This is a genomic window from Pseudomonas sp. RC3H12, assembly GCF_018596375.1.
In the GTDB taxonomy this organism is placed as follows: domain Bacteria; phylum Pseudomonadota; class Gammaproteobacteria; order Pseudomonadales; family Pseudomonadaceae; genus Aquipseudomonas.
On record NZ_CP075595.1, the window covers coordinates 1,587,018 to 1,603,942 of the forward strand.

At 64.6% G+C, this 16,925-nt stretch carries 18 protein-coding genes and 1 pseudogene; 8 read left to right on the plus strand and 11 right to left on the minus strand.

Annotated elements, in window-relative coordinates; all coding sequences use genetic code 11:
• Positions 1–23 precede the first annotated feature (23 nt).
• Positions 24–401 carry a response regulator gene (locus KHO27_RS07300; RefSeq protein ID WP_110699668.1) on the plus strand — a complete coding sequence of 126 codons (378 nt, stop codon included), beginning with the start codon at positions 24–26 and terminating at the stop codon, positions 399–401.
• Between the two features lie 129 nt (positions 402–530).
• Here the strand turns inward: KHO27_RS07300 and pvdN are convergent, their stop codons facing one another.
• Together pvdN and pvdM are read right to left on the minus strand one after the other, a co-directional pair.
• Complete coding sequence (gene pvdN, locus KHO27_RS07305) at positions 531–1,811, minus strand: pyoverdine-tailoring periplasmic protein PvdN (protein WP_102682387.1); 1,281 nt, start codon at positions 1,809–1,811, stop codon at positions 531–533.
• A complete protein-coding gene (gene pvdM, locus KHO27_RS07310) occupies positions 1,804–3,177 on the minus strand; it encodes a pyoverdine-tailoring dipeptidase-like protein PvdM (RefSeq protein ID WP_110699664.1) in 1,374 nt (457 codons plus the stop codon). Before pvdM ends, pvdN begins: the two co-directional genes overlap by 8 nt.
• Before the next feature lie 258 nt (positions 3,178–3,435).
• On the opposite strand from pvdM, the gene KHO27_RS07315 reads away from it, so the two are divergent.
• Positions 3,436–3,873, plus strand: coding sequence for a hypothetical protein (locus KHO27_RS07315; protein ID WP_110699662.1), 438 nt, complete (start codon positions 3,436–3,438; stop codon positions 3,871–3,873).
• A 52-nt stretch (positions 3,874–3,925) separates the two neighbouring features.
• On the opposite strand, the gene pbpG is transcribed toward KHO27_RS07315, so the two are convergent.
• Positions 3,926–4,852, minus strand: coding sequence for a D-alanyl-D-alanine endopeptidase (gene pbpG / locus KHO27_RS07320; RefSeq protein ID WP_110699745.1), 927 nt, complete (start codon positions 4,850–4,852; stop codon positions 3,926–3,928).
• A gap of 287 nt (positions 4,853–5,139) precedes the next feature.
• Between pbpG and KHO27_RS07325 the strand changes: the two genes are divergently transcribed.
• On the plus strand, positions 5,140–5,436 hold the full coding sequence (locus tag KHO27_RS07325; protein WP_110699743.1) for a hypothetical protein: 297 nt from the start codon (positions 5,140–5,142) through the stop codon (positions 5,434–5,436).
• Positions 5,437–5,604: 168 nt separating this feature from the next.
• Here KHO27_RS07325 and KHO27_RS26370 read toward each other — a convergent pair whose 3' ends face one another.
• Positions 5,605–5,970, minus strand: a complete 366-nt coding sequence (locus KHO27_RS26370) for a DUF2388 domain-containing protein (RefSeq protein WP_305955888.1) — start codon at positions 5,968–5,970, stop codon at positions 5,605–5,607.
• Positions 5,971–6,087: 117 nt separating this feature from the next.
• On the opposite strand from KHO27_RS26370, the gene KHO27_RS07335 reads away from it, so the two are divergent.
• On the plus strand, positions 6,088–6,528 hold the full coding sequence (locus KHO27_RS07335) for a GNAT family N-acetyltransferase (protein ID WP_110699658.1): 441 nt from the start codon (positions 6,088–6,090) through the stop codon (positions 6,526–6,528).
• On the opposite strand, the gene KHO27_RS07340 is transcribed toward KHO27_RS07335, so the two are convergent.
• The 3 genes from KHO27_RS07340 to KHO27_RS07350 form a co-directional block, all read right to left on the minus strand.
• Positions 6,525–7,340, minus strand: a complete 816-nt coding sequence (locus KHO27_RS07340; RefSeq protein ID WP_214501513.1) for a protein phosphatase 2C domain-containing protein — start codon at positions 7,338–7,340, stop codon at positions 6,525–6,527. The two genes, KHO27_RS07335 and KHO27_RS07340, sit on opposite strands and share 4 nt — an antisense overlap.
• A gap of 61 nt (positions 7,341–7,401) precedes the next feature.
• On the minus strand, positions 7,402–8,010 hold the full coding sequence (locus tag KHO27_RS07345; protein ID WP_214501514.1) for a hypothetical protein: 609 nt from the start codon (positions 8,008–8,010) through the stop codon (positions 7,402–7,404).
• A 76-nt stretch (positions 8,011–8,086) separates the two neighbouring features.
• The gene (locus tag KHO27_RS07350; protein ID WP_110699652.1) at positions 8,087–8,578 is read right to left on the minus strand and encodes a GNAT family N-acetyltransferase; all 492 of its coding nucleotides are present in this window, start codon (positions 8,576–8,578) and stop codon (positions 8,087–8,089) included.
• A gap of 244 nt (positions 8,579–8,822) precedes the next feature.
• On the opposite strand from KHO27_RS07350, the gene KHO27_RS07355 reads away from it, so the two are divergent.
• Positions 8,823–9,302: a VOC family protein gene (locus KHO27_RS07355; protein ID WP_111532451.1), complete on the plus strand. Its 480-nt coding sequence runs from the start codon at positions 8,823–8,825 to the stop codon at positions 9,300–9,302.
• Positions 9,303–9,307: 5 nt separating this feature from the next.
• Here the strand turns inward: KHO27_RS07355 and KHO27_RS07360 are convergent, their stop codons facing one another.
• Both KHO27_RS07360 and argC read right to left on the minus strand, forming a co-directional pair.
• Positions 9,308–9,994, minus strand: coding sequence for a GNAT family N-acetyltransferase (locus tag KHO27_RS07360; protein ID WP_110699648.1), 687 nt, complete (start codon positions 9,992–9,994; stop codon positions 9,308–9,310).
• A gap of 64 nt (positions 9,995–10,058) precedes the next feature.
• Positions 10,059–10,988 (minus strand): N-acetyl-gamma-glutamyl-phosphate reductase, encoded by a 930-nt coding sequence (argC, locus tag KHO27_RS07365; protein ID WP_214501515.1) that lies wholly within the window; start codon positions 10,986–10,988, stop codon positions 10,059–10,061.
• 122 nt (positions 10,989–11,110) lie between these two features.
• On the opposite strand from argC, the gene KHO27_RS07370 reads away from it, so the two are divergent.
• Positions 11,111–11,992: a LysR family transcriptional regulator gene (locus KHO27_RS07370; protein ID WP_111532449.1), complete on the plus strand. Its 882-nt coding sequence runs from the start codon at positions 11,111–11,113 to the stop codon at positions 11,990–11,992.
• Between the two features lie 4 nt (positions 11,993–11,996).
• Here KHO27_RS07370 and KHO27_RS07375 read toward each other — a convergent pair whose 3' ends face one another.
• Positions 11,997–12,794 (minus strand): helix-turn-helix transcriptional regulator, encoded by a 798-nt coding sequence (locus tag KHO27_RS07375; RefSeq protein ID WP_110699642.1) that lies wholly within the window; start codon positions 12,792–12,794, stop codon positions 11,997–11,999.
• Between the two features lie 180 nt (positions 12,795–12,974).
• Between KHO27_RS07375 and KHO27_RS07380 the strand changes: the two genes are divergently transcribed.
• Both KHO27_RS07380 and KHO27_RS07385 read left to right on the plus strand, forming a co-directional pair.
• Positions 12,975–14,339, plus strand: a complete 1,365-nt coding sequence (locus KHO27_RS07380; RefSeq protein ID WP_046855266.1) for an APC family permease — start codon at positions 12,975–12,977, stop codon at positions 14,337–14,339.
• A 17-nt stretch (positions 14,340–14,356) separates the two neighbouring features.
• Positions 14,357–15,466 carry a DmpA family aminopeptidase gene (locus tag KHO27_RS07385; RefSeq protein ID WP_214501516.1) on the plus strand — a complete coding sequence of 370 codons (1,110 nt, stop codon included), beginning with the start codon at positions 14,357–14,359 and terminating at the stop codon, positions 15,464–15,466.
• Between the two features lie 45 nt (positions 15,467–15,511).
• On the opposite strand, the pseudogene KHO27_RS07390 reads toward KHO27_RS07385, so the two are convergent.
• Positions 15,512–16,282: pseudogene (locus tag KHO27_RS07390) on the minus strand (MFS transporter); the annotation flags it as partial.
• Between the last annotated feature and the right edge of the window lie 643 nt (positions 16,283–16,925).

A 16,925-nucleotide genomic window follows, 5' to 3' on the forward strand; every position in this document is an offset into this window, starting at 1 on the left:
CTATTGAATTCGAAGGCGTTGTCATGAGTGAAGATGCACAAGACGTGGTACTGGTGGTCGAGGACGAGCCGGCGATCCGCATGATCCTGCGCGATTACCTGGCAGGCGAGGGCTACCACGTGCTGGTGGCCGAGGATGGCGAGCAGGCGTTCGCGATCCTGGCCAGCAAGCCGCACCTGGACCTGATGGTCACCGATTTCCGCCTGCCGGGCGGGATTTCCGGGGTGGAGATTGCAGAGCCTGCAGTGAAACTGCGACCTGACCTGAAGGTGATCTTCATCAGCGGCTACCCGGCGGAGATTCTCGAGTCCGGCAGCCCGATCGCACGCAAGGCGCCGATCCTGGCCAAGCCGTTCGACCTGGATACCCTCCACGAGCAGATCCAGACGTTGCTGCGCTAGCTGCGAGCACGTGGCCGGTTAAAGTGGGAGCGGGCTTGCCCCGCGATGGCGCGCATGCAGGATGACACCGGCGGGGCCGGTGATCGCGGGGCAAGCCCGCACGCAGCCCTGGGGAGCCTGCGACGAGGCTTACCCGATCTGCGTACGCAGCAATGCCATGGCCCGGTCAACCTGCTGTTCGTCGTTGAGCAGGCTCGGCGCGAAGCGGATCACCGGCCCGGCGTCGCGGTCCACGGCATCGACCATGACCTTGTTGGCATTCAGGTAGGCGGCCACGGCATCGGGATCGCGATCCTTGATGCGGAAGAAGGTGAAGCCTGCGGAGAACTCGCGGCTGGCCGGAGTTACCAGCTCCACGGCGCGGTGTTCGGCGAGCCGCGCCTTGAGGTAGTCGTTGAGCTGGTGGATACGCGCCTGGACATCGGCCTTGCCCAGCTCCAGGTGCAGCTTGAAGGCCTCGCCCAGCGCCCAGCGGTGCTCAAAGGCGTGGTACCCGCCCGGGGTCATGATGGTGCCAAAGTCCTCGTTGCGCGAAAAGGTGGCGAAGGTCGGTGTCAGGTGCTGCATCTGCTCGGACGCCGCGCAGATGATCCCGGTGCCGCGTGGGCCGAACATCCACTTGTGGGTGCCGGCGATGAAGTAGTCGCAGTTGAAGTCGGCGAAGCGGGCGTTTTCCACGCCGAAGCCATGCACGCCATCCACCACGTAGACAATGCGCTCGGCCTCGTCGCGGTTGCGGTTGTGCTGGCGCACCAGCTCGCCGATGGCGCCCACCGGCAGCTTGACGCCGCTGCCCGAATGCACCCAGGTCATGCCCAGCACCCGGGTTTCAGGGCGAATGCTGCGGTCGATCACGCTCAGCACCCGGTCGGTGGACACGTCGCCCGGCTTGTCGAACAGGCGCAGCTTGCGCACCTGGGTGCCGTGCTGGCGCTGACGGAAGGCCAGGCAGTTGTGGGTCGAGTAGTGCTCGTGCTCGGTGGTCAGGATCTCCTGGTGCGACGCCACGTGCAGGCCACCGTAGATCATGCCCAGGCCCTCGGTGGTGCTGCCGGTAAGGGCGACCTGGCGGGGGCGCACGTCCAGATAGCGGCCTGCCCACTCGCGGACCTCATCCTCGCGCTGCCATTCGTACTGGCTCTCCCAGTCCATGCACACCGCAGGGTTGTGGTCGAGGGTGGCGCGGTGGCGGTCGATCGCATCCTGTACCGGCCGCGGGTGGGCGGTGATCAGGAAGTTGGCGAAGTGCGCGACATCCGGCGCGAGGGGGAACAGCTGGCGCAACTGACGCCATTTGTCCGGGCCCTGCAATGACGCCGGGGTGGCGGTGGCGGCCAGGGCGCTTGGCAGCAACGGCAGGCTGGCCGCCAGGGCGGCGGCCTGCTTGAGGAAGGCGCGCCGATCAGTCATGGCGGGTTTCCTGGGCGGTATTGGCGAGCTGGGCCACGGGGTTGGCGGCTTTCTGCACCTGCCCCCAGACGCGCAGGAAGTTGCCTGCCCAGAGCTTGGCAATATCGGTTTCGGAATAGCCGCGGGTCAGCAGTTCGGCGGTCACGTTGCGGATCTCGCCGACGTTCATGAAGCCAGTAACGCCGCCACCATCGTTGAAGTCGGAGCTGATGCCGACATGATCGATGCCCATCTTCTTCACGGCGTAGTCGATGGCGTCGACATACTCCTTGAGGCCGGCGCGGGGCTCTTCGTCGACGATGGCGTACAGGCTGCTGGCGTATTCGCCGAAGCGCGCCTCTGGCCAGATGGCGATGATCGGGTCGCCCGGCATCAGTGCGTTGGTCAAACCTTGCAACGGTTGCAGGTCGAAGCGTGCGCGCAGGGCTTCGAGTTTCTCCAGGGTCGGCTTGCTCAGGGGCTTGAGGTAAGTGGTGAAGGCCACCACCTGAAGCACGCCGCCGCTGTCCTTGATCAGTTGCATCTCTTTGTCGGACAGGTTGCGCGGAATGTCCACCAGCGCCCGTGGCGCCGAATGCGAGGCCACGAACGGCGCGCGGCTCAGGCGGGCGACATCTTCCAGGGCCTGGGTGGACATCTGCGAGACATCGATGATCACCCCCAGGTCGTTGAGCCGCTTGACCGCCTGCTCGCCCAGTGGCGACAGGCCGCCGAAGGCGTCGGGGGTGTCATTGAAGAATGGCAGTGGCCGCGAGGAATCGGCCCAGGCATTGTTGCCGGTGTAGCTGAAGCCGAACATGCGCATGCCGCGCTTGGTCCACAGGTCGAGCTGCGACAGGTCGCTGCCCAGTGGGTAGGCGTTAAGCATGCTGATGAAGATGGCGAATTTGCCTTCGCCGTTCAGGCGCCGGAAGTCGTCCGGTGTGTAAGCGATGCCGACCTGGTTGGGGAAGTCGCGCACGATGCCGCTGATGATCTTGTAGCGCACTTCCTGCTGGTTGCGGGCCTCGTCGATGAAGCCAGGGGTGGGGCGGTGCGGCGCGTTCGGGCCGTTCCACAGCTCCGGCCAGCCGAAGATGGTCAGCGCCGCGCCGGACAGCCGGCCCTTGGCCGCCTTGGCCAGGTCGAACTGGCCATGGCCGTCCTTGTCTGCTTCGTAACCGGTGCTGCCGTAGCCCAACGGCACGGTGACATGGCTGTCGAAGGAGAGCATGTGCTCATGCAGGTCGTTGGCCTGCTGCACGATTGCACGGGGGTAGCCGCCGTCCTGTTTCCAGAAGTAATAGCCGGCGGCTCCACCCAGGGCGGCCACCAGGGCCAGGGGCAGGCCGATGTACAAGGCTTTGCGGGAACGGGTCTTGGTCATTGCCATCTCGTTGCGGGGCTGATCGGGTCGGCCTGCCGGCTGGGCAGGGCCTGGGTATCAGGTGGACGAACGAATGGTCGGCAAATTTACCCGTGCAGGCGAGGCTAAATGCCGGAAACGCAACGCATACGGCAAGGGCTGGCTTGCCCGCGAGGGTGTCGGCGCGGCGCAGGTCCGTTTCCATTGATTGATGATTCAAGAACGGGGAGGGCTGGCCGATAACTGCCTAGTAAGAATCCACCTCAAGGAAGGTAAGAAATGGTTGGAATAACCGCAGCCAATCTCAACATCCCCAGCGTTGCCGGCGCCACGCCTGCGGCCACTTCGAATGCCTCGCCCGGCACGCCTACGGTAGACGAGCGGGGCGGCTTGGCGTTCAAGGGCGACGCGTTCAAGAGCGAGACCAAGGCCGCACAGCTTGAAAGCAGCCTTGAAAGTAACGAAGAGCCGGCCATCAAGGAGCAGCGCGAGCAGATCAAGCGCCTGCAGAAGCAGTTGGCCGAAGAGCAGAAACAACTGGCCCAGTTGATGGAGCAAGCAAGGCGCGATCCGTCCAAGATGGCGGCGGTCACGGCCAAGCAGGCCAGTATCGCCACCCTCACCGGCCTGATCATGGCGGCTACCGCGCAATTGCTCGAAGCACTGCGCCAGTCCGGCGGCAACAGCGCCGGCGGCTCGGTCGACACCAGCGCCTGAGGCCTGCGGTCAATGTGACATGGGGCTGCCTTGCAGCCCCATGGCCAGGTCTTCAGTCCACCGCCACGCGGGCGCGGTTCTGCCGCTCGCTCTTGTACTGCATGGCCACCGCCGGAGCCGGCTTCGCCGCGCCGGTTTCCAGCCATTGGCGCATGCGGCTGGCGTCGGCGAAGTGGGTGTACTTGCCGAAGGCATCGAGGATCACCATGGCCACCGGACGGTTGTCCATCTTCGTCAACAGCACCAGGCAGTGCCCCGCCTCGTTGGTGAAGCCGGTCTTGGTCAGCTTGATGTCCCAGTTGCTCTTGTTCACCAGGTGGTCGGTGTTACGGAAACCCAGGGTGTAATTGGGCTTGCGGAACGCCACGGTCTTTTCGCGGGTAACCGACAGCTCGCTGAGCATCGGGTACTTGCGCGAGGCCATCAGCAGCTTGGCCAGGTCCTGGGCGGTGGAGACGTTCAAGGTCGACAGGCCGGTCGGCTCGACGTAGCGGGTGTGGCTCATGCCCAGGCTGCGGGCCTTGGCGTTCATCGCCTTGATGAACGCGCCATAGCCACCGGGGTAGTGGTTGGCCAGTGAGTTGGCCGCACGGTTTTCCGACGACATCAGGGTGATCAGCAACGTCTCGCGACGGTTCAGCTCGCTGCCCAGCCGTACCCGGGAATACACGCCTTTCATTTCCGGGTTGTTGGCGATGGTCATGGTGAGCATTTCGTCCATGGGCAGCTTGGCGTCGAGCACGACCATCGCGGTCATCAACTTGGTGACCGAGGCGATGGGGCGCACGCGATCGGCGTGGCTGGAATACAGCTCCTTGTTGGTGTTGAGGTCGATCAACAGGGCGCTGCCGGACGCCAGGTGCAGTTTGCTCGGGTCACGCTGGACCTGGGCCGGGGGTTGTGCAGCAGCGGTCGACGGTAGGGTCGCGGTTCCTGTGAGCAACAGCAGCAGGCTGAGGATGGACAGGGAAGTTTTCACGTTGAGGCTCACTAAATGTTGGTATGTCGTTGGCTGTGCAAGGGTTTCCCCCAAAAAACCGTTGCATTCTGGAGTATGGCCGAACGGCTGTCGAATGCCTTATATCCAAAGGGCGTAACGTGAACGAAATTTAATCCTGTACCAATTCTGCACCAATGACTGCCGATTCCAGCTTGGCAAGCTCGGACAAGTCACTCGCTGAATTCATTGAAGTGGGGAAGACGCTGGCGGGCAGCGCCGATTTGAGCTATTGCTTCGATCTTGATCAACCACTCAAGGCGCGTGAGATGAAGCGATTACTGCTGTTGGCTTTGCTGGTAGCGTCAGGCGCGGCTCAGGCTGGTGTTCCACTGCTGAACGCAACATGCCCTGGGAAAATTGAAGTCCACGCGGACGAGGGCGGCCCGATCTACATCAATGGCAAAGAGGGCAAACTGAAGAAGTTCAACGAGAACTACTTCGAAGCCAAAGCCAGCGGAGTGACCATTTCGCTATCGATCAACCCGGACGGCTCCCCGAGCGTCTCATACACCGGAAGGAACCGGGCCAACGGCATTTGCCAGGTGAAGGCGCAGGGCTCTTAGGCTCTGTATGAAAAGCCTTGATACTCGGTAATGCTGCGTTGAAACAGCCTGGTGCGCCAGCCCGGTCGGAATGCTCATTTACAACCCGTAAAGTCGAACGCGACTCCGACCGTTCCTAGGCGGTTTTCGCCTTGCCTGACCTTCGTCCAAAGGCTTTTCATACAGCGCCTAGATCGAAGTTACGATCGCAAGAGCCAGCTGCTCATCAGACATATAAGGTTGGCTGTAGGCTGAATGGTAGTACCGGACTGCTTGCTCAAATTGAGCTCCCCGTATCTCGCCACCTGAACCGATAAACGCCAGTGCGTCGGCTTTTGCCGATTTCATATTGGTATTCCAGACCGTCAGCGCCGTGGTCCCCCCAACAATTATAAAGGGGAGTAGTGTCGTGCCATACGTCGCGCTTTCGAATGGGTCACTCGTTTCGTGCGCCATTGTAGGAGCGCAAGCACAGGCCAATAAAATCATGCCTAGAGTTCTCAAGAGGTCCATCCCCAACTTGCTTCCTGCTGCCCGGTAGAAGGGCGCTACCATAGCAGGGAAACAGGTTTCTGGCGTTACGCTCTGTACGTAAAGCCTTGATGTAACGTCAAGCAAATTTAACACGGCGCGCTTGGCGCCGCCCCTCCATGGTCAACCGGACGACCTGCCATGACACTCGGTATCGATTTCACCGACCAGGCAACCAGCCTGCATCACGATGCAATTCTAAAACCCTTGCGCGCATTCAACGATGGTGTGATCGGCTCGCCCGGCGCGGCCACTGTCGCCTGGACGCTACGCGATCCTGCCAACGATGAAATCGTCGGTGGCCTTTATGCCAGGCTCGGCGGGGGCTGGATGTTCGTCGAACTGCTGGTGGTGCCCGAGCGGATGCGCGGGCAGGGCTGTGGGCGTGAACTGATGGCCAGGGCCGAGGCTCTGGCGAGGGAGAAGGGCTGTGGCGGGATCTGGCTCGACACCTTCAGCTTCCAGGCGCCGGACTTTTACCGCAAGCTGGGGTTCGAAGTCTTTGGCGAGATTGCCGATTTCCCGCCTGGACATACCCGCTATTTTTTGCACAAGCGCTTGGCCTGGCTCGCGGGGACTTAACCAACCCGCAACCAGATCGCCGAGGCGTCGTCGCTCATCTTGAAGCGCGGGTAGCGCAGGCACGCGGCATCGTCCTGCTCGATACCGCGCAGTGTCCGTGCCAGGTCATCCAGGCCGTGGCTTTGCAGGCGCTCGATGAAACCGGCCGGTTCGTAGGCCCGGTAGGTGTCGAACAGCGCCGCGAAACCATCGCTCATCAGCAGGACATCGTCACCCACGGCAACTGGTGCACGGCTGTAGAGGGTGCCCTCGCGGGACAAACCGGCATCGACGCCGAGTACGGCCCGGGGGCGCTCGCGAGCGACGCGACGGTCGGCCAGCACCGCCGGGGTGCGCACGCCGTGGGCGCCGGTGCCGGGACCCAGTGCCGCGGCTTCTGCACGCTCGGCCTCGCGGTCGGGCTCCGGGGTGAGGAAGTGAATGCCGCGCGCGCTGCGGTGCAGCACCACGCAGTCGGCCAGGTGCGCGCAGACCAGCTCTTCGCCTTCCAGCGCCACGGCGGCAAAGGCGGCACGTGGCAACTCCCAGGTGGCCACGGGCTCGCGCTGACGGTCTTGCAGATAGGCCTGGGCGATCGAGTCGAAGACGGACTCGCAGACCTTGCGCAGCGGCCCCGACGCCATGGCGAAGGCACGCTGGGCTGTGGCTGAGAGCCAGGCCGCGCCGCCGCGCTCACCCAGCAGGCCTGGGGCGCCGAGGTCGGTGGCGCCGTCGATCACCCAGGCATGGCGGTCGGCACTGCCGAGGCGGTCGTCATTGGGCACATCGGTCTTGCCGGCCAGGCTCAGGGACTGGATCAGGTCGAAATGCATGGAGAACTCCGGATCGATGGGGTGCGACAACCTTGAACGCTAGGCCACCGAGCGTCAAATATCACGGCGTGGGTGGGCGGTCCCAGCAGTCGCTGTCCAGGGCGCAGACGCCGTACTGCCGGTCCATCAGCGCCATGCGCCGCAGGTGGGCGTCGATGATGTCGCGGTTTACTTCGCTGTCGATGATGTAGCGGCTGTAACGATCGATCAGGCGGAGCTTCCAGTCCTCGCGAGTGGCTGCGTCCAATGTGTCGGGCGCGTTGGCCAGGCGTTGCAGGGTGAGGTCGTCGACGCGCTTGAGCTGATCGGTGAAGGTGGCGATGTAAAGGGCACGCTGCGTTTCCTTGTGGCGCAGGGTGTCGGCATCGAAAGCATCGAGGTTACGTTGCCATTGTGTCCAGTAGGCGTCCGGCAGCTGAACATCGCGTTTCTGGCGCAGCTTGGCGACGACCTGCGCATTGCTCTGGCGCGGTGCTGGTTGGCGGTTCTGGCTGGCCAGCGGATCCCGGGCGAGCGCCTGGGCGATCCAGGCATTGCGCGCCTCGCTGTCCGGTAGAACCGGGCCCAGTGGCGGGGCGTTGTCGGTGGTGGTGCGAGGCAGGCCATTGCAGCCGGTGAGTGACAGGAACAGCGAAAGGACCAGCAGGGCTGGGAGGTTGTAACGCAACATGAATCTTCCTTGAGTAACTGCACAATCAGGGCGGATGCACGAGAGGTATCGGCGCTTGCGCGGCTGACTTGAGCGCTCAGCCGAGGTGCTTGGCCATTTCCGTGGTAGGTGCCCAGCCCATGCCTGCGTAGACCGGGCGGCCCACCTCGGTGGCATGCAGGACGGCAAAGGCCAGGCCGCGCCGGGTGAACTCTGCCTCGGCCAGACGCATCAGTTTCGACGCCAGTCCCCGGCGGCGATGGGAAGGTTCCACGTAGACATTGAGCACATAGCCGCGCTGGTCGTGACGGGGATGTGCCGGGTGCGGCGGCCAGTCGATCGACATCAGGCCGATGGCCGCCACCGGCTGCTCGTCATCCAGCAGCACGAACCCGTAGTAACGACCATCGGCCAGGCGCGGTTGCAGCCAGGGGCGGAAGTGTTCGGTCATGGCTTGTAGGTTCAGAGGGTCGCCACCGGCCTCCAGGAACATGGCCTCGCGGTGGGCGCAGACCATGGCCTGGTCGCCCGGCAGCAAGCGGCGCAGGACCAGCCCGGAAAAATCGCTGGTGGTGGGCAGTTCGTTCATGGCAGCTCTCCATGGTTGCAGGCTTCGATCCTAGGCGTGGCGGACAATTGCCGTTAGACACAGATGGCGAGCAAACCCGGCATACAGCACCCTTGTTGCTGTCTGCGTTTATTTCAAAGTGTTCGCCACGAAGGCTTCTGCGCTCGATCTCATCTGACTGGCCAGCCGTTGATCGCGCTTGTCGGGGACTGGCGGATCCGGGGGCTAGACTCGTGGGCAGTGAGACCCGCCCAGGAGAGCGCCCATGATCGCCAAGAACAGTGTTTGCCTGTGGTTCGACAACGATGCCGAGGAGGCGGCGAACTTCTATGCCAGCACCTTTCCCGACAGCCGCGTGACCGCGGTGCACAAGGCGCCCGCCGACTACCCCTCGGGCAAGGCGGGCGACGTGATTACCGTCGAGTTCACCGTGATGGGCGTGCCCTGCATCGGTCTGAACGGCGGCAAGGCGTTCAGCCACAGCGAGGCGTTCTCGTTCCAGGTGGCGACCGACAGCCAGGAAGAGACCGACCGCTACTGGGACGCGATAGTCGGCAATGGTGGCAGTGAAAGTGTCTGTGGCTGGTGCAAGGACAAATGGGGCCTGTCCTGGCAGATCAGTCCACGGATACTCACCGAGGCCGTTGCCAGCGCCGATCGCGGCGTGGCGAAGCGGGCGTTCGAGGCAATGCTGCAGATGGGCAGGATCGATATCGCCGCCATCGAGAAAGCCATCAAGGGCTGAACCTATCAGTGCACGCGTTTACGTTCGCTGACGCATGCCCTCGCTTGCTCGGCCAGCGTATCCAACCGTGCGTCGCGCAGCCGTTCGGCCTCGACCATCGCCGCTTCGCCCTGCTGCTTGAGCAGGTAGGCATGGATCTGCCGCACCTCGACGGTCTGGTAGATCGGCGCGATGTCCAGCCGCCCGATCAGTGCGTCGCTGGCCTTGCCGGTACTGCTCATCAATACCTGCGGCCCGGCGCTGGCGACTACCTGCAGGCCCATGTTCTCGAACCACGGCACTTGCTGTGCAAAGGCGCTCAGCTCGACACAGGCATAGCGGCCACGCACGGCATCCAGCAGGCCACGGGCGATGCCTTGGCGGCGGTGGCTGGCGTCCACGGCGAGGTAGGCGAGGACGCAGGCTTGCGGGTTGTCCTGGGCCGGCAGTACCAGGGCAAAGCCGAGCAACCGGTCCGGCGCGTCGGCATCCAGGGCGAGGGTCAGTTCGACCCGCAGGCCGCGGTTGCCGTCCAGGGCCATCAGGTACTGGTGCACCTCCAGGCCGACACCATATTGGTACAGCGGGTACAGCGGGTTGTCCGGGCTGATGGCTACGCTGCTGAGCTGGCCGACATGGTCGATCACCAGCTGGCGGATCTGGTTCTGGAAGGATTCGGGCGGCACGCCGTCGAGGCGGCGGAGGATGAACATCGCGGGTGGAACTCCGGCAAGGTGTGAAACACCCGCCCCGGACGAGGCGGGTGTCCATTCTAACCTAGCGCAGCCCAGCCAGCATCAGGTCGAGGTTCTGCACGGCGGCGCCAGACGCGCCCTTGCCCAGGTTGTCGAACACCGCGGTCAGCAGCACCTGGCCGTGCTCGGGGTTGGCGTACAGGGCCAGGCGCAGGTCATTGCTGTCGTTCAGCGCCTGCGGATCGAGCGCCGCGGCCGCGCCATGCTGGTGCAGGGGCATGACCTGCACGTGCCGGGCACCCTGGTAGTGCTGTTCCAGGCAGGCCTGCAGCTGCTCGGCGCTGACCCCGGGCAGCAGGCGCAGCTGCAGGGGGATGCTCAGCACGATGCCCTGGCGATAGTCGCCATAGCCTGGGACGAACACCGGCCTTGCGCTGAGCCCGGCGTGTCGCTGGATCTCCGGTACATGCTTGTGGGCCAGTTCCAGGCCGTACAGCTGCAGCGTCGGCAGGTAATCATCGCTGCGCCGTTCATGGCGCTCGACGGCGGCACGGCCACCGCCGGAGTAGCCGGAAATGGCATGGATGCTCAGCGGGTAGTCGGCGGGCAGCAGGCCGGCCTTGACCAGCGGATGCAGCAAGGCGATGGCGCCGGTAGGGTAGCAGCCGGGGTTGCTGACCCGGGTGGCCGTGGCGATGCGCTCGGACTGCTCGGCGTTCAGCTCCGGCAGGCCGTAGACCCAGCCTGGAGCTGTACGGTGCGCTGAGCTTGCGTCGATCACCCGCACCGCCGGGTTGCGCAGGGTGGCCACGGCCTCGCGGGCGGCTTCGTCGGGCAGGCAGAGCAGGGCGATGTCGGCGCTGTTGATAGCCTCGCTGCGGCGGGCCGGGTCCTTGCGCTCGGCGTCGGGCAGAGTGAGCAGGCGCAAGTCATCGCGGCCTTGCAGGCGGGCGTGGATTTGCAGGCCGGTGGTGCCTTGGTCGCCATCGATGAAGACGAGGGGTTGGTGCATGCCGATTATCCGGTGACGAGAGTGATGGCTAATCCTCGCTGCTCACTGGACGAAAGAAAATTTGAATATCATGATGGCCACGTTCAGTAATCCTGAATTGATAGCCGCTCTTGCGAGACCCCATGCGAGAAATCAGCCTCGACCGCTTGCGCACCCTGGTGGTGATCGCCGACTGTGCGTCCTTCGCGCAGGCCGCCCGCCAGCTCAACCTGGCGCCCCCGACCATCAGCCTGCATGTGGCCGAACTGGAGGCGCGCATCGGTGCGCCGTTGCTTACCCGTACCCGCGGCCAGGTCCGCCCTACGGCCATCGGCGCGACGCTGCTGGCCCGCGCCCGGCGCCTGCTGGCCGATGCCGACCAGGCGCTGGACGAGGTGCGCCGCCAGGTCGAGGGCCTGACCGGGCGGGTGCGCCTCGGCGCCTCGACCGGCGCCATCGCCCACCTGTTGCCCCAAGCCCTGGAAACCCTGCGGGTGGACCACCCCGGGATCGACGTGCAGGTGCAGGTGCTCACCTCCCAGGCCTCCCTGGCGCGTCTGCGCGAAGGCACCCTGGACATCGGCCTGGTGGCGCTGCCGCAGGTGGCGGGCAAGGGCTTGAGGATCACGCCGTGGCGACGCGATCCGATCATGGCCTACGTGCCCGCCGACTGGCAGCCGCCGGCGCGGGTCACCCCGGCCTGGCTGGCCGGTAGGGCGCTGATTCTCAACGACAGCACCACCCAGCTGTCGCGGGTCACCTCGGAGTGGTTCGCCACGGCGGGGTTGTACCCCGAACCGCGAATCGAGCTGAACTATAACGATGCGATCAAGAGCCTGGTGGCCGCCGGGTATGGCGCCACCTTGCTGCCGCAGGAAGGTGAGGTGCGTCAGCCGCAGGCGCGCATTGCCCAACGGCCGCTGCGGCCAGGTTTGTGGCGCCAGCTGGGCATCGCCTGCCGCGAAGGTGGGGTGGAGCGGGCGACCGGGCATGTACTGGAGGCACTTGGGCGGTTGCGCCAGTGAGATTTCAAGGGTCCTGCGGATCGTGCCCCAACGATTGCAGAAACAATGAGAACAGCTCAGGTTGCGACGAGATGTCCAGCTTGGCGTAGAGGTGCCGGCGGTGCACCTTGATGGTCTCCGGTGAAATGGCCAGCCGCTCGGCCATGGCTTTCGATGAATAACCGCGCAGGATAAGCCGGGCGATCTCCAGCTCGCGCTCCGACAGCACCTTGGCGCCGAACAGGCTCATGGCGTCGCGCACCTGGTGAGCCATGCCCGCCGCTGGCGCCGGGCGCAGGCTGTGTTGCAGCCAATGATGGGCCATCAGCGCGACCACCCACGGGCAGACCAGCGCCAGCAGGCCGTGGCTGGCGCTGTCGAACCGTTCGCGCCGGCCCAGCGACAGGGACAGGGCGCCGCTGTCGCCGAGCTGGACGATGAACTGCACCTCATCCTCCAGGACATGGTCGTGGAAGTACTTGAGGTAGTACTCGCTCTGGCGGAACTGGTCCGGCGCCACTTCTTCCAGGCGGTGCAGGCCATCGCCAATGCGCTCCTGGCAGGCTTGGTAGAACGGGTCGAGCTGATACAGGCCACTCAGGTACAGGGCCATGGCCTCGGGGTTGCCTTCACCTTGCGCGTCGAAAATTTCCAGTGCCCGGGGCAGCCCGGCGCGGGGGTAGAACATCGCCAGGGCATTGTCGAATGCCAGCCATTGCTGCAGCAGCAGGATCAACTGGCGCCAGAAGCGCGGCTGGCCGATCTGCTCGACGGTGCGGGCAAGGCCAGCGTGGGTGCTGGCTTCGGTGAATAGGTGGTGCATGGGGCCGCCGCGGCTGGTGGTAGGCCCGCAGTGTTCAGAGCTTTGCACCGCTCCGTCAAGGGGCGTACCCCCTAAGGGTAATTGGCCAAAGGCTTGCCCAGGCCTACAGTCCGGCTCAGGTCCAGCGGCCGCGCGACCGGTTTTCCCCTCACAACCAATAACAATCAGAGGAAAAACGCCATGAGCTCCAGCGAAGAGCCCGCAAGCGCGCTCAAGCAGCGCCTGGGTGTGTTCGACGTGGTCGCCATCACTGTTTCCGCGGTGACCCCGGCCAGTTCCGTGTTCGTCATTGCCCCGTTCGCCATCCAACAGGCTGGCAGTGGTGCGTTTCTGTCCTTCATCATGGCGGGTGCGCTGGCGTTGATGTTCGCCTGGTGCTACGCCGAACTGGGGCGCGCCCACAGCTCTGCCGGCGGCGAGTATGTGTACGCCAAGCGCGTGTTCGGCGGGCTGGCGGGCTATGCCACCTTTCTCACCGTGCTGGCCTCGATGCTGTTCATTCCGCCAGTGCTTGCAGGTGGCGCCGCCACCTACCTGAACAATGCCCTGGGCACGCGTTTCGACACCCAGACCGTGGCGCTGGTGATCGTCGTCTCCAGCTATGCGCTGGGTATTCTCAACATCCGCCTGAATGCCTGGATCACCGGGGTGTTCCTGTTCTGCGAGGTCGCCGCGCTGCTGGTGATCGTGATTCTGGGGTTCGGCAATGCCAGCCAACCGGCGGCGAGCCTGTTGCAGCCGCAGATGCTCGAGCAAGGGGCGCTGACGGCGGCACCCTGGGCACTGGTGCTGGGCGCGGTGGGCATGGCACTGTTCGCCTTCAATGGCTATGGTGGCGCTGTGCTGCTGGCCGAAGACATGAAGGACCGTGGCCGCACTGTGCACCGGGCGGTGCTGTGGTCACTGGCGGTGGTGGTGGCGATCGAGGTGATCCCGCTGGCCGCGCTGCTGATCGGCGCGCCGTCGCTGCAGGCGATGCTGGCCAGCGGCGATCCGATCGGCTACCTGCTGACCGCCCATGGCAACGAGACCCTGGCGCGGCTGGTCAGCGCGGGGATCTTCCTCTCGGTGTTCAACGCCATCGTGGCCATTGTCATCCAGGTCGGCCGGGTGGTGTACAGCAGCGGGCGCGACGCGATCTGGACCCCCACGCTCAACCGTGCCTTCACCCTGATCCATCCGCGCTGGGAGTCGCCGTGGCTGGCCACGCTGTTCCTCGCCGTGCCGTCGGCCTTGCTGAGCCTGTCCGGCAGCCTGGAGGAACTGACCTCGTTCACCGTGCTGCTGTTGCTGCTGATCTACTTGGTGGTGGCCGCATGCGCCCTGTGCAGCCGGGTGCTGCGCCGCGACCGCGAGCATCCGTACCGTATGCCGCTGTGGCCGTTGCCGGCGCTGCTGGCGGTCAGCGGCGCTGGCTGGCTGCTGGTGACCCTGCTGCGCGAGGCGTCCCTGCGCGACCTGTTGATCATCCTCGGGCTGCTGGCCGTGTCGGTGACGCTGTACAGCACCCACGGCCGGCTGAGCCCGACCTTCCAGAAATTGTGAGCATCCAAGGAGTACACATGCGTGCGCGTCAACTGGGCATAGCCCTCGGCCACGGCACCCCGGGCCCGTTCAATGCCATCACCGACGTACCGGGGGTGCGGGTCGGCCACAGCACCCTGATCGACGAACACCGCCCGGCGCCGATCCGCACCGGGGTGACGCTGATCGAGCCCCGCGCAGGCGCGGCTCGTCAGCAACCCTGTTTCGCCGGCTGCCACGTGCTCAACGGCAACGGCGACGCCACGGGCCTGGAGTGGATCCGCGAGGCCGGTTTGCTGACCACTCCGATCGCCATCACCAATACCCACAGCGTCGGCGTGGTGCGCGATGCGTTGATCGCCGCCGAGCGTGAGCGCCTGCCGGACGAGGCGGTGTACTGGTGCATGCCGGTGGTGATGGAAACCTACGATGGCCTGCTCAATGACATCTGGGGCCAGCACGTGACCCCGGCGCAGGTGCATCAGGCACAGGAAGCGGCCATCTCGGGGCCGGTGCAGGAAGGGCCGGTGGGCGGTGGCACGGGGATGATCTGCCACGAGTTCAAGGGCGGCATCGGCACCGCCTCGCGGCGCCTGGAGGACGGGCAGGGTGGCTGGACCGTAGGCGCCCTGGTCCAGGCCAACCATGGCCAGCGGCGCGAGTTGCGGGTGGATGGCTACCCGGTGGGGCGTCAGCTGGGGCATTTGCCGTCGCCTTTCGCCGAACCTGTGACCGGCACCCCGGGGATGGGCTCGATCGTGGTGGTGATCGCCACCGACGCGCCGCTGCTGCCACACCAGTGCCAGCGCCTGGCCCAGCGCGCGTCGATCGGCATCGCCCGCACCGGTGGCGGCACCGAGGACTCCAGCGGCGATATCTTCCTGGCGTTCTCCACCGGTAACCAGAATCTGCCGCCGGCGGACTATGCACGCAAGGGGCTGGAACAATGCACCGAGTTGCGCATGCTCAACAACGACCATATTTCGGCGTTGTTCATGGCGGCGGCGGAAACGGTGGAGGAGGCGATCGTCAATGCCTTGCTGGCGGGGCGCACGATGCAGGGCAAGGGAGGGGTGGTGGTGCCGGCGCTGGATGGGGATACCTTGCTGACGGCATTGCATGAAGCAGGTTGGAAACCTCGCGACTAGCGTAGTGGCCATCGCGGGGCAAGCCCGCGATGGCCTCGTCGACACTTACTGGCGAGCGCCTGCCAGGGCGCTGCTGGTGCTGCGCGAAACGCGCAAGGCCACCAGGCTACCGACCACGATCAACCCGGCCAACGCATACAGCGCCGCATCGGTCGAGCCGGTCTGGTCCTTGATGAAACCCACCAGGTAGGGGCTGAGGAAGCCGGCCATCTGTCCCACCGAGTTGATGATCGCCAGGCCCGCGACGGCAGTGCCGGCGGTAAGCAGCGCGGTCGGCATCGGCCAGAACATCGGCAGGCCGGTCAGCGCGCCCATGGTGGCAATGGACAGGCCGAGGATGGCGATGGTCGGGTGGGCGGCGAAGTTCACCGCGATCAGCAGGCCCAGCGCGCCCATCAGCATCGGTACCACGAGGTGCCAGCGGCGTTCGTTGCGCAGGTCCGCCGAGCGGCCGACGACAATCATGAACACACCGGCCAGCAGGTACGGGATGGCGCTGAGCCAGCCGATCAGCAGGGGGCTGTCGAAGCCCATGTTCTTGATGATCGACGGCAGCCAGAAGTTGATGGCATAGACACCGCTCTGGATGCAGAAGTAGACGAAACCGAAGGTCCAGATCAGCGGGTTGCCCAGCACCGACATCACGCTGTCGCCGCGGGTGGCCGGCTTGCCGGCGGCGTCGGCTTTCAGGTCCGCCTCGATCAGTTGGCGTTCGGCCGGGCTCAGCCAGCGGGCGCTCTGGTAGCCGTCGCTGAGCAGCACGATGGCCAGCGCGCCCAGCGCCACGGTGGGCAAGCCCTGGATCAGGAACATCCAAGAGCTTTCTGGGTGAGGCCTGATTATACGGGGCCTGCAGGGGTAGGGGACATCCTTTCTAACAAATATCTAACACCTTTCTAACACCCGCTCAGGCCTCCTCAGGAGCGCTAAGACCGCCAATGGTGAGCGGTAGGCCAATGTGTCGCTGTATCTGTAAGCGCACCTTAAGCCGACTCCAGGAAATCTGAAGGCTGCAGGCTTAGGACCCTGGTGGAGGAGTTCTCCACTAAGGTACCAGTAGACAAAGGCTGCGCAGGTGCATACCTCCCAGGATTTCATTACGGCTGCTCAGCGGAAGCCTTGGAGGGCTTTTAAGTGGACCGGGCAGATACTTGACCCGAACCAATGATGGCTATAGGCTACCTCGGCTGTCTTCATGCTTCTTGTGACTACAGCACCCAGGCCAAAGGCCACCGGGTCCACAACGCAACGTAACGCAATGCAACGTAAAGCAATCAATCCTAACGATTTCCTTATAGGAGCTTCACGTATGCACACTGCTATTGCAGCACTCCCTCCATTCCACCCTTGGGTCCTCCAAAACAGCGCCGCGCCACTTATGGCAGCTCTGGTGCCTCTCTATGCGTCCTCACTCAATCAAGCAGCGACTTTCCCTGATCCAAAGAAGACACCCGAGGTT

Bases quoted from the DNA above. Each gene is read 5' to 3' on its own strand.
- KHO27_RS07325 (WP_110699743.1), top strand. From the start codon at position 5,140: ATGAAGCGATTACTGCTGTTGGCTTTGCTGGTAGCGTCAGGCGCGGCT.
- KHO27_RS07340 (WP_214501513.1), bottom strand. From the start codon at position 7,340: ATGCATTTCGACCTGATCCAGTCCCTGAGCCTGGCCGGCAAGACCGAT.
- KHO27_RS07335 (WP_110699658.1), top strand. From the start codon at position 6,088: ATGACACTCGGTATCGATTTCACCGACCAGGCAACCAGCCTGCATCAC.
- KHO27_RS07315 (WP_110699662.1), top strand. From the start codon at position 3,436: ATGGTTGGAATAACCGCAGCCAATCTCAACATCCCCAGCGTTGCCGGC.
- KHO27_RS07360 (WP_110699648.1), bottom strand. From the start codon at position 9,994: ATGTTCATCCTCCGCCGCCTCGACGGCGTGCCGCCCGAATCCTTCCAG.
- KHO27_RS07350 (WP_110699652.1), bottom strand. From the start codon at position 8,578: ATGAACGAACTGCCCACCACCAGCGATTTTTCCGGGCTGGTCCTGCGC.
- KHO27_RS07355 (WP_111532451.1), top strand. From the start codon at position 8,823: ATGATCGCCAAGAACAGTGTTTGCCTGTGGTTCGACAACGATGCCGAG.
- KHO27_RS07375 (WP_110699642.1), bottom strand. From the start codon at position 12,794: ATGCACCACCTATTCACCGAAGCCAGCACCCACGCTGGCCTTGCCCGC.
- KHO27_RS07345 (WP_214501514.1), bottom strand. From the start codon at position 8,010: ATGTTGCGTTACAACCTCCCAGCCCTGCTGGTCCTTTCGCTGTTCCTG.
- KHO27_RS07380 (WP_046855266.1), top strand. From the start codon at position 12,975: ATGAGCTCCAGCGAAGAGCCCGCAAGCGCGCTCAAGCAGCGCCTGGGT.
- KHO27_RS07370 (WP_111532449.1), top strand. From the start codon at position 11,111: ATGCGAGAAATCAGCCTCGACCGCTTGCGCACCCTGGTGGTGATCGCC.
- KHO27_RS07385 (WP_214501516.1), top strand. From the start codon at position 14,357: ATGCGTGCGCGTCAACTGGGCATAGCCCTCGGCCACGGCACCCCGGGC.
- pvdN (WP_102682387.1), bottom strand. From the start codon at position 1,811: ATGACTGATCGGCGCGCCTTCCTCAAGCAGGCCGCCGCCCTGGCGGCC.
- argC (WP_214501515.1), bottom strand. From the start codon at position 10,988: ATGCACCAACCCCTCGTCTTCATCGATGGCGACCAAGGCACCACCGGC.
- pvdM (WP_110699664.1), bottom strand. From the start codon at position 3,177: ATGACCAAGACCCGTTCCCGCAAAGCCTTGTACATCGGCCTGCCCCTG.
- KHO27_RS07300 (WP_110699668.1), top strand. From the start codon at position 24: ATGAGTGAAGATGCACAAGACGTGGTACTGGTGGTCGAGGACGAGCCG.
- KHO27_RS26370 (WP_305955888.1), bottom strand. From the start codon at position 5,970: ATGGTAGCGCCCTTCTACCGGGCAGCAGGAAGCAAGTTGGGGATGGAC.